The sequence below is a fragment of the Pseudoalteromonas luteoviolacea DSM 6061 genome (assembly GCF_001625655.1).
Classification (GTDB): Bacteria; Pseudomonadota; Gammaproteobacteria; order Enterobacterales; family Alteromonadaceae; genus Pseudoalteromonas; species Pseudoalteromonas luteoviolacea.
In genome coordinates this window covers 1-14,605 of the sequence record NZ_AUYB01000137.1, presented here as the reverse complement: position 1 = coordinate 14,605, position 14,605 = coordinate 1, and the positions used below count along the sequence as shown (strand labels likewise).

Below are 14,605 nucleotides of genomic sequence, written 5' to 3'. Positions count from 1 at the left end.
GCAAAGCTATAGCTTTGCCGCCTGTTCAACAACAATGGCATGGCGCTTTGCTAAACGCTCATGGTCTTTATCATAACCACCGCCAATTACGGTGGCTACAGGTACGCCTTTTCTATTGCAGATAGAGAGAACGGCGCGATCTCTTTTTTCAAGACCTTGCCAGCTGATATCTAGCTTTCCAAGCGTATCTTCTTGCCACACATCAACACCCGCATCATAAAGCACAAGATCTGGGTTAAGTTGTTCAATTAAATCGATAAGTGTTGATTCAACAACGGACAAATACGTATTGTCATTGGTGCCAACAGGCAACCCAATATCCAAATCGCTTGATTGCTTTCTAAACGGGAAGTTTTTCTCACAGTGAATAGAGCATGTAAATACAAAGGGGTGATGAGCAAGCATGGCTGCGGTGCCATCTCCCTGATGTACATCACAGTCAAATACTAGGACATTATGTACTTTGCGTTCATTAATTAACCTTGTGGCTGTGTATGCAAGATCATTCACCATGCAGTACCCAGAGCCAAAATCAAAATGAGCATGATGCGTCCCCCCAGCTAAGTGGCAAGCGACACCATGTTGTAGAGCTAATTGCGCCGTTAAATACGTACCCAGTGGCGCGGTAAAGGTCCTCGCCATCAACTGTTCAGACCAAGGTAGTCCAATTCGTCGCATAGCTTTATCACACAACTGGTTGTGATATAGATCTCGTACGTACTGCTCACAGTGTACCAATTCTAAATCACTGTAATGCCCTATCTGCCCTTGATACAGGTTGTCCTTTAAAACGCCCTTCGTAGCTAAGTATTGTTTGAGCCTCGCAAACTTACTAACCACAAAGCGATGTTTTGGGTCAAAACTAAAAGAATAATTAGGGTGATACACAAGCGGAAGATTTGGATTGTACATGTATAAATATCTTAGAAACTCTATCGCGAGTATCGCATACTTTTTAAAAGTTTTGTATATACCCTCCACCGTGATGAAACATGCTCTCAACCAATCGAATCATTTTTTAAATTGCCAGCCCGTATCGAACAAACTTTAACCACTTGTGTTATATGCACTATTTATATTTCCTTCACGATAAACGCTTACACCCAAAAGTAACAAAAATGCAAAAACATACATTATATTGTATACAATTAATTTTCATTACGGTAAGTTAGAAAACGCTTAATGGTATTGAACCGAGTGTTTGGAAACTTAAAAACCATATAAAGCAATGATAATTAATAAAAAAACAAACTCACAATCAAGAGGTATAGGCAATGATGCCGTTTGTTAGCTCGTAAAAAAGTCACCCAACGACTTGTACCGATTGTTAACAAATTAAAACTACAGGAGAACAACATGTATTTTTCTAACCGAGTGCCATTTTTGTCACCAAATAGAAAAGCGCTCAATTACGTGACCGCAGCCATACTGTCAGCCACAGCAACAACTGCCTTTGCAGGAGAAAGTGCACAGCCAAAACTACAACTAGCCAGTGATCTATCAAGTATTGCTACTCAGACCAAGCACACTCACTCTGGACAAATTTGTGGTACAGATCACAATGAGCAAAGCTGGACGGCTATTCAAAAAGAAAACGCTCGCCAAGCGAAGATAAATACTAGCTTCGCTTCACAAATAATGTCTTCTCTTGCTTCACAAGAGGATTTGGCAGCAGAAAATGGAAATGGTGTTCCCGGAAGATACTATATACCAGTGGTGGTGCACGTATACGGTGACAGATATAACTGCGAGAACGGTACTTACTGTTTAACAGAACAAAAAATCATTGATGGTCTCAATAAGTCCAACCAAGACTTTTTAGGGTTGATCACGGATGATGGCCCTATTGCACCAGAATTCCAGGCCATCAGACAAAACCTAAATATAGAATTTGTGCTCGCAAAGAAAGACCCCAATGGCCAGCCTACCAATGGGATCGTGCGCTATCCGGACAAAGCCGGATATGGCAATGGCAGCGGTGTAGATGACCAAATCGCCGCCGATGCTTGGGACAACTTCAAATATATGAACATATATGTTCAGCATGATTTGTATAACGACGGTTCGACTAATAACTCTGGAGTCGCTTGGTACCCTCAACTTAGCATGTCACAACAAGGACTCTCTCGTGTGGTATACAACGGTGACTATATAGGTGCGAACACCAACGAAAATTTTCGCTCTGTTTTGACTCATGAATTTGGTCATTGGTTGAATCTCCCTCACACTTTTGATGGTAGCTGTACTGTTCACTCAGAAGCATTTTGTAACGCCACTGGAGATGGTTCATGTGATACACCACAAATGAGCAGTAGCATATTGCAAAACAACGCAAAAAACTGTCTTGGTCAGCCAACCAACACAGAGAACTTTATGCACTATTCCGATAACTATGCCATGTTCACAAAAGACCAAGTCGATCGTATGACGGCAGCGCTTCATGGCCCGGCTCGTGCTACCATTTGGTCCAATGCAAACCTAATTGCGACCGGTTTAGGTGAGTATACTAGTGATGCAGATCACCCTTGGGATGGCACATCTGGCGCGGTAGTTCCACCTAAGGGTACTGTGGTTCAAGCGTTTAACGATCTCTTTGCACAAAAAGGCGAAACAGATAATTTTGAAATATCAGTACCTGAAGGTACACAAGCCGTTGCCTTTTATCTTGATGGGTATGATGAAGACCCAGATATGTACGTCTCGAAAGGTAAAGCCCCCGTTAAAAATGGCGATTCATGGGATGCAGATTTTATCTCATTCAGAAGTGCAGGTTCTCCAGAACTTGTAACGCTATCAGCGCCTTCCAGCACCGAAGTTTACCACACAACAATTGATGCATTTAGCGCGTACTCCAACGCAACGCTCAGTATCATCGCTGGCAATGACAATACTTTATGCCAAGGTTGTGAGCGTGTATTCTTATCTGAAGTGAAAGGCTTAAAGTCAGCTAAAGGTGCGGAGCCAAAAACCTACCAGTTTGATATTCCTGCTGATGCAATCAGAACTGTCGCAGTTATTCCTGGGGGTTACCAAGGTGATCCTGATCTTTATGCGAGTATGAATAAAATCCCCAACACGGATACTTTCGATTGCGGACCTTTTAGCGCACCTAGGCTCAGTGAATATTGTGAATTTCCTGCAGGTGGAGGCAAACTAAACCTTCTTATAGACCCTTTCTTAGAATATAGTGACGCCTCAATCGTTGTGTACTATGAAAGAGCAACGGATTCAGAGCTGCCTGTTGCTCAAGCCAATGGACCATATAGCGGTATAATCGGCAACAACATCCAGTTTAGTAGTGCCGGTTCATTTGATAGCAATGGCAGCATTAGCAGTTATGCTTGGGATTTTGGCGATGGCAACACATCTACACAAGCCAACCCCACTCATGCATATCAACAAGCAGATACATATATTGTAAAGCTTACCGTCACTGACAATGATGGTAACACCGCCAGCGATACAGCCAGCGCACATATAAAGCTAGAAAACCAAGCTCCAACAGCTAATGCAAATGGTCCATACAGCGGACAAGTGGGTCAAGCAATCAGCTTCAGCAGTGCAAATTCTTCCGACCCAGACGGCAGTATTGTGAGCTACCAATGGCAATTCGGTGATGGGCAGTCAAGCTCGTCTGCCAATCCTTCGCACACGTACAATGAATCAGGTGAGTATAGTGCGACTTTGACCGTTACTGACAATGAAGGCTTAACGCACACATCGCAAGCAAACGTTAATGTGGCGGGAATAACGTATTGTGAAGCAAGCGGTAACACACGATATGAGTGGATTGCCAACATCCAAGCAGGTTCTTTTAGTAACCCTTCACAAGCAAACGGCTACAGCGATTTCACATCGCAGGAAATTAACCTTAGCGAAGGCGACAACTTATTCACACTCACGCCAGGAGGTGATTACACTGAGCATTGGGTTGCATGGATAGACTTTAATGAAAACGGTCAATTTGAGCATTCTGAGCAAGTTATGAATGGCGTTTCGGGCAAAGGCGCTGTGTCTGGTACTGTTACCGTCCCTTCAGGCATGGTAGGTAAATCAATGCGTATGCGCATTGCAATGAAATATAACGAAGCCCCTTCTTCTGCCTGCGGCAGCATTGGAGATGGAGAAGTTGAGGACTATACAGTCGTTATTAAGCCAAATGACACGAGCAAACAAGTACCAAATGCTTGCGCGACACAAACACCTATCACTGGCGGTCGCTTAGAAGCGGGTAAAGCTGCATGCCTAGGCGGCAATGGTACTCTGTGGTTAAGTATTGGCGACATCAATTCTGCTCAAAACGTTGCTATCACGACAGCTCATGGTCAGAGCAATCTACATATTTTATATAAAAATGGTGGCTGGCCCAGTGAAAATGACAAAGACGCGGAGTCAAACTCAGGTACACAAACTGAGTGTATTACGATACCCGCTGGAAACCAGTATTGGTCTTATCTAAAAATCTCTGGAGATGCGAAAGATACAAGTATTGTTGTCGATTTTGATAGCAATCAATGTAGACAGTAAGAATCAAATTTTCATCCTTATTCTCACCCAAAGCACCTAATAATCTTATTAGGTGCTTTTTTCATTAATATCGAAGCACTTTACTCTCTACGTAATGAAAGAACAGCCAAGAACCACGCTCTCAAATCCTATACGCCGCGCAACTAACCATCGTTCAGCAGTTCGATGCTTGACCGCTATATATTATATTTAGGGCTTTCGATTGTTCTGCGCATACGTTCATGTAGCGATATACGCTCTGTTTGAAAATAATCACTCAAAAAGTCAATAAATGCGCGGACTCGAAAAGGCAAATATTCTTCATTTTTATACACAGTATACATTGGTAAAGTCGGCCTTTTGCAATCAACAAATAGCTCTTTAAGCGCACCAGTTACAAAATGCTGTTCGACCATCCACCTGAACATTGCAACAATTCCTAGGCCAGAAAGGGTAAGCTAAACAATCAAACTGAACACCGTCGTACTCACAGAGTTATGGCGCCTGCAATGAGGTTAAAAGCAGCTACATACCAATTATAAAAACAAAGAGTATGGTAGGCGCAACAATACTCGTGGCGCCCACTGCTGTAAATTAATGTGTCATAATAATCTGCGATGGCAGTGTGATATCAAACGTCACACCTTGGCGAGCATCGTTACTGCGATTGATTTTCCCGCCTAAAACAAAGGTCACTAGGTTAAATACCATATATAGCCCTAACCCTACGCTCCCTTCATTACGAGCCGTAGTATAAAAGGGTTCAAAAATATGAGGCAAGGCAGCGTCTTCCAAGCCAATTCCATTGTCCGAGTAAACAATTTTTAGGCTATCTGACTCAGCAAAAACCTCAACAATTATTTGCCCTTTGTGTTTTTTAAAACCATGTTGTAGTGAGTTTTTACACAAATCTTCAAATACTTTACCCAACGCTTGTGCATCACATTCAATTTGCATCGTGTCGGAGCAGTTAATTTCGATAGTTAGCTCACTATCTTGAGTATGAAAAGCTATCGCAGAATAAATGAAGTCCTTTAAATTAAGCTCAGTGGCGTTGCTAACATACTCGTGTGCGGAAGCATGCTTAAATCGCTTAACCAGCTGGGCCGCGCGACCTAAATTACTCTCAATAAGTGCCGTACCAGAGAGTGACACTTCTATAAAACTTTTCGTATCGCTCAAAGTTAATTTGCTAGCCTCAAGTTTATCCTTAAAAATTGTCAGCTCCTCCTGTAGTACAGAACTTGCTGTTACAGAGTTTCCAAGTGGTGTATTCAATTCATGAGATACTCCAGCGACAAGCCGCCCCAAAGAGGCCATTTTTTGTGCCTCCAATAACGAGGTTTGAGCTGATGTCAGTTCTTCAAGTGCTGTCGCTAGTTCATCTCTGGATTGTTGCAAACTGTTCGTACGCTCTTCGACTCGCTGTTCTAGAGTTGCGTTAAGCTCAGCCAGTGCAAATTCAGACGATTTGATTCTAGAAATATCTTTGATAGTGCCACTGACACGCAGCGGCTCACCAACTTCATTTAGAGCCGTGACTTTTCCTCTGTCTAAAACCCATAACCAATCACCCGTTTGAGTCAAAACACGATAGTTTACCTCGTAATAGTCACTTTCCCCTTTTAAGTGCTGTGAAAAGCGTTCTTGTAGAATAGTAAAATCATCAGGGTGCACAACTGGCCTGATCTTCTCCAAATCCATGCCAATATATTCGCTCGGCAGGCGTAGATCACATGCTTGGTTGTCTCGTGTAATAATGCCAGTTTGCAGATCCCAATCCCACAATTCATCACCGCTGCCCCATAGAGCAAACGTTAAGCGTTCTTTCGCTTCACTTATCTGCTTAAGCGCTGTTTTCTCAACCTCTAGTTGCCTATTTTTACTGCGCCAAAAATAGACAAATGAGAACACTATAAACGCCAACAATAAGCTAATAAAAATAAATTGCTGCCGACTAGCTTGTTGCTTTAGTTCCAGATCTTTTATTTGGTTCTGTTGAATAAGTGCAGCGATCTCTCTTCTTTTTTCGGTAACACCAAATTCTATGGCCAATGACCTAATGAGATATTGATTATTAATAGAGTCCCACTTCGACTTTAATTCATTGTGAGATTTTAAAAACGCCAGTGCTTGCGCGACATCCCCTTGTGTTTCGAGTACTTCCGACAGCTCATAGTAATAGTCTATCAAGAACGCATCTCGGTCATGCTTCTTCGCAATATCGATTGCTGACTTATATGCTTGCACAGCTAATTTGGGGTTATTTCTTTGTAGATGAAGGTCGGCAAATGCGTGATAGATTTCGGCAATTCTGTCTTCCCACCGCGACCCCTGATAAAGGGGGATGCTTTTGGAAAGATAGTCTTCTGCTAAATCTAATTTACCCGTCTTAATATAAAGTCGACCTAAATCAAGAAAGGTAGAAACATTAGGGTCGGGTCGGTCAAGCGCTTTTTTGAGTTCCAGTGCTTTTAAGAGCGATTCCTCTGCGCTTTGATAATCGCCTGCCAAACGGTAGACACTGCCAAGCCGATTGTACGTATGAATAGCCCCAAGTTGGTAGCCAAGCTTTTCTTTTATAGCCAATGATTTTAGATGCATCTCGATAGATCGAGCGTAATCAGATACCTCCTCAAGGTAAGTGCCCATGTTACTGTAGTAAATAGCCAGATTAGCTTCGTTATTTAAGCTCAAAGAAATATCAATCGCTTGATTCTGATGAAATAGCACCTTTTCATACAAATTCATTGTTCTATATAAAGATGCAAGGCGTTGATTCAGCGACGCGACTCCTGATTGATTGTTGAGCCTTTTATAAATATCTAAGCTATATAAATAGTCCGAGAGTGCAGCCTCATAATCCTTAACTTTAACATTGAGATTGCCAGAAATCCGATACGCGCTAGCTAAGTGGAGATTGTGACCGATTGCGGTGGCTAATGTGATGGCTTCATTGGTCAGTTGTCGAGACTCAGCAATGTGCTTGTTTCTTAGTTCAATTCCCGCGCTTATTAACTTTGCCAAGACCAATGCCTCTTTATTAGCACTTCGCTGTGCAGTAGACAGTGCCACTTTTATCAATGCATCGGCTCTTACCAGATCTCCATATGCAAAATATGCTCTTGCTAAATAACTATGTAATTCTGAAGATTGCTTATCACTGCCATACATTGGCAAAAGCTCTAAACCGGCTTCACCATGCAATATTGAGGGCTGTGTATTGAAATGATAATGCGTTTTAACAAAATCAATAATCGCGTCTATCTTGTCAGAACCTTCACTGCTTTCAATTTTATTTTCCATTACGGTTACTTGGTCTGTGCTGGCGACACACACACCTACAATCGGATACAGGCAAAGTAACAAAAAGAATATTTTAATTATCGAAATTGGATTTAGCATCGTACAACCTAAACCATCCACAGCAGGGGCTAACACTCTTTATAGTCCCTCAAATGAAAAAAGCATAGTTTTGACTCGTCAAATTAGACGAATTAACTGAATAAAAACTTAAACAATGTCATAACTTTAATTGTAAGAATCTCGCGGATTTCAAGACTTAAATGGCTATTTATAGAAGGAGAATAGTAATCTCTCTGTCAATAAATTGCGTCAAAAGAAAAATGTAAAAAAGGGCCACATACCGAAAGGTATGCAGCCCTGTTGCGTCTAAAATGGATATATTTAGGTACTGACTTAAATCAGCGGCAGACCCCCAAGAAGTAAGTGTAAAATCCCAAGAGTAATTGCAGTCAAACCCATAAGTTCTTCATATGGCAATACTGCATTTTTGACCTTAGAAAATATATTAATTTGATTTAACTTCGACTCATTTTTAAGCAGCAATACGCCACTCACAAGCGCTGCAACTTGCACTAAGCCGTTGCCAACTATCGGCGAAAATGAAATTAAGTCAGTGAAGAAATCGAATAAACCTAACCCAATTACAGCGTATCCGATATAAATCGATTTACTTTCCATCGCTGCAATAGTTTGCCCAATCTGAGGAACCTTTGATAAAACTCGATTTTTTGCAACCAGTAAACCTGACGACATCAATACCAAAGAAAGTAATAGTTGATTAAAACTAAAACCCACACTGCCAGAGTTAGCCTGCAATGCTTCCTCTCTCGAGGCTTGCCCTTTAGCCTGAGCTTCAAGGCTTTGTTCACGTGCTCTAGCCTGTTGCGCTTCCCTTTCAGCTTTTTGCTCAGCTTTTAATTGCTCTCGCTCTAAACGTTCTTGCTCTTTCTTTTGCTTCGCTTCTCGTTTAGCTTGCTCTCTTTTAGCAATGGCTTCTTCTCTCGCTATTCGCTGCTGCTCTTTACGCTCTGCCGCTTCTTTCGCTCTTTTTTCCCTTTCGGCCTTTTCTTTGGCTTTTTTAGCTAGGCGTTCCTTTTCTTGCTCTCTTTTACGAATTTCTTCTGGGTCCTCTGGGTAAATTGCACTGTTAGCTAACTTATCTAAGTCATCGGTACTTTTTGCAAACCAGTTTTTGCCCTTATCGCTGTATATGCTATCAACTCCGCTACTTAATTGACGGCCTGTCTTGACGACTTTTCCTCCTTTCACTTCAAAACTGTAGGACTCGACGGGAATTCGCTCATCTTTGTAAGCAAGAATATGATACTCGCCATCTTCTAGTTTTGTGATCGCTAAGCGTGCGCCACGCTCATCATGCGGTTTCGTAAACGATACGCGTGTAAATTTAAGGCGCCCAGGGTAAGAGCTCATTGAACCTCGGCCTTCGCCAATTACTTTGTCACCTCGAATAAGATGGAACGTTAATCCTGTGCCACCAGCGGCTTTATCTAGTGTATTTGGAGATGGCTTGATCAACTCCAATGAGCTGTCTTGCCAAATATCTAATTGCGCTTCTCCAATTGACACATAGTCATCCCACAAGCTAGCAACTTTGAGATCTTTGGTATTTTTAACAAATTCACTCTTTTCAAGAGCAAACTCATAAGATTGAAACAATTCACCCTTATTGTAAAAATTCATCTTATAAGCTCTTGGGCTCATATCGATATACTGATAACCATGCTGAGAGTTTTCACCGGTACAACTCAAAAACCTTGTATTTCCAGGCTTCTCCTTGGAATAGTCCACATTGGTGTTACACAGCCATGCGGCATGCTTTTTACCATCAAGATCAAGCAACTTTACTTGTACAGTGTTCTTCCCTTCTTTGATTTCAGTGACTTCGATATTTCCTAGTGACAACCTAAACTTATTGGCATTGGTAGAAGTATCATTTTGCTCAAATGAAATACCATCCATATAACTTTGCAGATCAACTTGAGCGGTAGTAGCAAGCGCGTTCGCGTTGTATAGTGAAGAAAATGCAGCTAAGCCACATAATGATGAAAGTAATAGCTTTTTCACAATATAGTCCTTTTAGTAAATATAATAGCTACGACATTTTAAGAACCCAATACTAATGTAAAAAAACGATAAAATCCCACAATAAGAAAAATAACAAACAAGAAAATTAATAATATAATAAAATATTAATCACCTCATATTTTAATTTTTTTATGAGGGTTTAGCACCTTCAAATTTTAGTCAAAAAAAAAGCTAAGTCCACTACAGTTCAGACTTAGCTCACATATATCGGCAACAACCAAGATTATTGCCAGAGTCTGATAAGTATCAGCCTACCAAGGGTAACCCGTTGTTGACCAATAAAGTTGACCACCTTCCCAACTACAGTTTCTTTGTTCAGGGGCGAGATCTACCTTATGGTAAATGATTCCGTGGTATAATGCTGAACCACCCTTTTTGCAGACGAAGTATATTTTTGTAAATGCAGCAGGTTCTACTGTTGGCCCAGAAACTCTCTCAACTTGGGCGCTAGCCGAGAACATTGTAAAAGCTGCAATAGACAATACTAATGATTTCATTTAAATATCCTTTTATTTATTAAAAACCGAACCAACATTAACATTGAAAAAAACACCAGAGCAATAACAAAGCACAAAACAAACAAAAAAATTAAATAATTTATAACTCATAAAATCCATAAACAAAAACACTGACATAAATATTCAAAATCCTTAGTAATATGCAAGCCTAATCCACTTTTCAGAATTAATACCACTGATATAAGTAACCGACCAAAATAGAACTATACGAATTGCAACAGTAATAGAATAATTAAACTTTATTCCAACTTATTTAATACATTGATTTAAAAGCAATATTTAAGTAAAGAAGAGAACATGGGCAACATTATGATAGAGAGTAGCGAAAGCCAAGGGAGCTAATTGATTAAAAATTAACTCCCTGAGCCTATTAGTAGATTGGTTGACGCACTTTTGCTTTATGAACCTTTAGTTTGAAGTAACTCAACTAATCGAATTGCTGTCGGCAGTGCAGATTTAGGGTTTTGTCCTGTTAGAACATTGCTATCATGGACAACATAGGGAGCGCCGGGCGCCGCAAAAGAAAAGTTTGCGCCTTGGGCTTTTAGCTTATCTTGAAGTAAAAAAGCGTAATTTCTGCGCGCCCAGCGACCCTCTTCAGCATTCGATTTTGCTGTTATTTTAAGGCCTGTGACTAAAAACTGCCCATCTGGCTTTTTGATATCCACAAAAGCGGCAGGGCCATGACAAACCCCTGAAATAATTTTATTTTGTGACAAAAATGCCAATGAAAGCCTTGTCATTTCTGGATGCCCGGCAAGATCGAACATAGGTCCAGCTCCGCCTGGAACGTAAAATGCGACATAATCTTTGGCCAGAATCGACCTCAATGGAATTGGTTGATCAATATTGCTGTTTTGACGCAATTTCTTGTAATTGTCTCGCTCTTGTTGAGAAAGCAAACTTAAAGCTGCGGGGCGACCAATGTTGCCGTTAGGGCTGGCAAATTCGATACTATAACCCTTATCTACGATATGCTGGTAAGGTGCAACAACCTCAGGTAAATAGTAACCATGTTCGTCTGCAGACAATATAAACAATATTTTTTGGTTTTGATTACCTTTAGCCAAAGCTGGCTCAGCAAACACGCCGATAAATGTCAGCCAAATTAAGCCAATTACTTTTAACATAGTTTTCTCCTACTATTCGTTTTAAGCGGGAGAATTATTGTCGAAGCCCTGTCAGCAAAGCATTACCAAACGATGAGAAAATATGACTTTTTATGACCCATCATTAAAATTTGTTCTTATTAAGTCGCTTACATAAGATGAAATGTGCCATGTCGCCCAGTGTTCATCAGAAACGCTAAAGTGATGTGGAATATAGTCAGCGTGATACATGCTGGTTACCCGCCCTTCAACATCTATTGCCAAGATTGCATTTTTTTCGGTATTTCGGCAGTAAATTAGGTTGTTATGAAATTGCCAACTGACTCGATAACGACGTAAAACATCCGCACATACACTGATTTCAACAGAGTTGCCTTGCCATTTTGCAGCAAAGTTTTGGTCAAAATACACATACTGCATTTTACCCTCTATTTTATTTGCCAGCACAAAAGCGGAAGTTTTGTCCATTGGCAAGTGCTGGCTAGTATTTAAATCAAGTATATTTGCTTGCCAACCTTGCATCTGCCACTCGCTATAATGAATTTGCTCATCACTGTACCAACCGACAGCCGCGACTGTATTGGCTAGGTCAATAACTTTATGTACACCAAGTTGCTCGATGTCGTAAATCACAATACCTTTATCGGTATTGGCAAGCAGTCGTTTATCGTCGAAAGACCAAGACAGTTGGTAGAACAAACGTCCTCGATCTAAGAGTTCAATTGAGCGCAGTTGATTGGTACCAATTTGCTGCAACCATAACTTGCTATATCCGGAGCGTTTAGAAATAAATGCCAGCAGCTTCCCATCATTTGAAATAGCAGGTAAGTAATCCATTACCGATGAGTTAGACAAAACACTAATTTCCCCATCCAATTGGATATCCCGGTTCAAGATGTATGAGGTGAACAAATAATCTCTACCATTGTTTATCCGATTGAGGTCTCTAATTCGCCTCGAATCACTATAAAGCACCTGTTGTTGGCCTGTTGTGATTTCTGTTGCTACCAAATCAAATGAAGGATGCTCTCCGGGGTGTACTATGCTGTTTAAGTCATAGGCCCACAATGCTGAATTAACTTTATATGGCAATTTCACCAAGCTATGGTACGTACTATCGGCAATGTTCATTTCAAATACTTGGCTAATACTTGGGGTTGGTTCATGTAGTAGCAAAATGCGGTTGGTTTTTCTGTCTCTATCTAGGTAGTAATTCCCTTTGCCAATAGGAATTGGTTGGGCAACTTTCCGTTTTGTCATTGAATTTAAAGATATAGAAAACACCTGCCAAGGCGCATATGCTTCAACTCGTTCAACAAACAGCAGTTTTTGCTCTTCAGGTAAGTGAATTACAGAACGAACTTGACGGTCGGCGCATTGGTAAATGACTTTTGGCTTACTAACCTCGCTCTCAAAAATATCCAACTGATGGATCTCGCAATCTTGTTTGCCATAAAACGCATAAAAAATATGGCGCCCATCATCTGACCAATAGGGCATATGAGCGTTACCATCATCAGGGCTAACCACATGAGTTAAATTGTTGTGATTATCTTGTATATGTAATTGGTGGTTGCCAAGTGAATTGGGGGCAGAAAATGCCAAGTACCTTTGATCTGTAGACATGGCGCCTTGAGATTGCGTGGTTGACAACCTCAATAATGGGGAGACTTTTGCATCGCTATAAGTTGGCGGCTCTTCTGCACGCTGGGTGATAAAAAGTAAAAACACAAAAGCACTCAATAAGCATACAATAACATAAGGTAGTTTTACGTTTTTAGATTGCTCTCGTTCTGGCATGTTTTTATCCACCAGACTTTCTTCTTCTGGTTTCGGCTGCGCGCTCAACAACTCCGCTGCAACCGCTAGTTTGTAGCCAACTTTTGGAACGGTCACGACAAACCGCTTTATTTTGCCATTATCTTCAAGTGCTTTTCGTAATTTTACCACAATGCGATTTATTGCACTGTCACTGACAACATGTCCAAGCCACACGTGTTCAATCAATTCATCTCGGCTGATGGCCCGTTGTGGATTTTGACACAAATAACGTAACAAATCGGCCACTTTGGGCTCTAGCAGAACTTCTTGCTCCTGCTTATTTAGCACATTGCTATTGGCGTTAAAGTAAAATGAACCTAACTTCCAGCGCATTTTTTCCCTTACTGATTATTATAATTATTTGATAAATATGCGCATAATAAAAAGTCATATTCGGTCATATATGATACACGACATGCAACCAAACAAGATTGTACAGTATCAATCAGCTCAAAATCCATTCACTTTCAACGCCAATGTTGGTGTCAATAATACACAATAACGAGGAGAATCTATGAAGCGAATAATTCAAATGATGATGTACGTTGTGGCGATTTCACAAATGCACACCGTTGAGGCGAACGATGACATTAAACAAATAAAGCAAGTAATTCAATGGTACTTTGATGGAACAGCACAAGGAAACCCGGAATTAGTTGAAAAGGCTTTTTTACCCACTTTAGAACTACAATTTGTTTCCAGTGAGGGAAAATTTAAACGTTGGTTAGACCCGAATTCAACTCCGAACTGCGACACTCGTTAATATCAAGCAGCCATACCCTGTTCTTTAAAAATAATGGCTGGTTGCTTGAACCCTAAACACTTTCTAGGACGGTAGTTAATCCTTGATTGAGCAAACTTAATATCTCCATCTGTTACCTGTCTTAAATCCGACCCTTTTTTAATATACTGCCTCAATAGGCCATTGGCATTTTCGTTTGCGCCTCGCTCCCAAGAACTATATGGATGTGCAAAGTAAATCTTAGTATCTAATGCAATGCCAATTTGTTCATGCCCCGCGAACTCTCTACCATTATCTGCGGTAATTGTGTGTACGTACTCTTTAAATGGCATAAGCATCTCTATCGTCGCTTTTGTCACTGCATCAGCAGATTTTGATGACACTTTCTTCGCTAAATAAAAACGACTTTTTCGCTCTAAGATGGTCACTATCGCGCCTGTACCATGTTTACCTAATACCGTATCGATTTCCCAATTTCCAAACCGTTCTCGGCGTTC

The 14,605-nt window shown here is 40.8% G+C and carries 9 protein-coding genes and 1 pseudogene; 2 read left to right on the top strand and 8 right to left on the bottom strand.

The window, feature by feature from the left end:
• Window positions 1-6: 6 nt before the first annotated feature.
• The gene (locus tag N475_RS21690) at window positions 7-912 is read right to left on the bottom strand and encodes a histone deacetylase family protein (RefSeq protein ID WP_063359759.1); all 906 of its coding nucleotides are present in this window, start codon (window positions 910-912) and stop codon (window positions 7-9) included.
• Between the two features lie 444 nt (window positions 913-1,356).
• On the opposite strand from N475_RS21690, the gene N475_RS21685 reads away from it, so the two are divergent.
• On the top strand, window positions 1,357-4,527 hold the full coding sequence (locus N475_RS21685) for a M43 family zinc metalloprotease (protein ID WP_063365948.1): 3,171 nt from the start codon (window positions 1,357-1,359) through the stop codon (window positions 4,525-4,527).
• A gap of 176 nt (window positions 4,528-4,703) precedes the next feature.
• Here N475_RS21685 and N475_RS21680 read toward each other — a convergent pair.
• From N475_RS21680 to N475_RS21655, 6 genes and pseudogenes are all read right to left on the bottom strand, one after another.
• Window positions 4,704-4,949 (bottom strand): annotated as a pseudogene (locus N475_RS21680) (hypothetical protein); the annotation flags it as partial.
• Between the two features lie 151 nt (window positions 4,950-5,100).
• Window positions 5,101-7,947 carry a tetratricopeptide repeat protein gene (locus tag N475_RS21675; protein WP_063359756.1) on the bottom strand — a complete coding sequence of 949 codons (2,847 nt, stop codon included), beginning with the start codon at window positions 7,945-7,947 and terminating at the stop codon, window positions 5,101-5,103.
• 258 nt (window positions 7,948-8,205) lie between these two features.
• A complete protein-coding gene (locus tag N475_RS21670; protein WP_063359755.1) occupies window positions 8,206-9,897 on the bottom strand; it encodes a hypothetical protein in 1,692 nt (563 codons plus the stop codon).
• A gap of 272 nt (window positions 9,898-10,169) precedes the next feature.
• Window positions 10,170-10,415 (bottom strand): hypothetical protein, encoded by a 246-nt coding sequence (locus N475_RS21665; RefSeq protein ID WP_063359754.1) that lies wholly within the window; start codon window positions 10,413-10,415, stop codon window positions 10,170-10,172.
• Window positions 10,416-10,834: 419 nt separating this feature from the next.
• Window positions 10,835-11,566: a type 1 glutamine amidotransferase domain-containing protein gene (locus N475_RS21660; RefSeq protein WP_063365945.1), complete on the bottom strand. Its 732-nt coding sequence runs from the start codon at window positions 11,564-11,566 to the stop codon at window positions 10,835-10,837.
• Window positions 11,567-11,656: 90 nt separating this feature from the next.
• Window positions 11,657-13,699, bottom strand: a complete 2,043-nt coding sequence (locus N475_RS21655; protein ID WP_063365944.1) for a winged helix-turn-helix domain-containing protein — start codon at window positions 13,697-13,699, stop codon at window positions 11,657-11,659.
• A gap of 181 nt (window positions 13,700-13,880) precedes the next feature.
• Here N475_RS21655 and N475_RS21650 point away from each other — a divergent pair, with 181 nt between their 5' ends.
• On the top strand, window positions 13,881-14,129 hold the full coding sequence (locus N475_RS21650; protein ID WP_063365943.1) for a nuclear transport factor 2 family protein: 249 nt from the start codon (window positions 13,881-13,883) through the stop codon (window positions 14,127-14,129).
• Between the two features lie 2 nt (window positions 14,130-14,131).
• Here N475_RS21650 and N475_RS21645 read toward each other — a convergent pair.
• Window positions 14,132-14,605: IS30 family transposase (locus tag N475_RS21645; protein ID WP_155732613.1), on the bottom strand; the 474-nt coding region annotated here is incomplete at its 5' end.

Coding starts and splice junctions, on each gene's coding strand:
- N475_RS21660 (WP_063365945.1), bottom strand. CDS start 11,566: ATGTTAAAAGTAATTGGCTTAATTTGGCTGACATTTATCGGCGTGTTT.
- N475_RS21655 (WP_063365944.1), bottom strand. CDS start 13,699: ATGCGCTGGAAGTTAGGTTCATTTTACTTTAACGCCAATAGCAATGTG.
- N475_RS21650 (WP_063365943.1), top strand. CDS start 13,881: ATGAAGCGAATAATTCAAATGATGATGTACGTTGTGGCGATTTCACAA.
- N475_RS21690 (WP_063359759.1), bottom strand. CDS start 912: ATGTACAATCCAAATCTTCCGCTTGTGTATCACCCTAATTATTCTTTT.
- N475_RS21685 (WP_063365948.1), top strand. CDS start 1,357: ATGTATTTTTCTAACCGAGTGCCATTTTTGTCACCAAATAGAAAAGCG.
- N475_RS21665 (WP_063359754.1), bottom strand. CDS start 10,415: ATGAAATCATTAGTATTGTCTATTGCAGCTTTTACAATGTTCTCGGCT.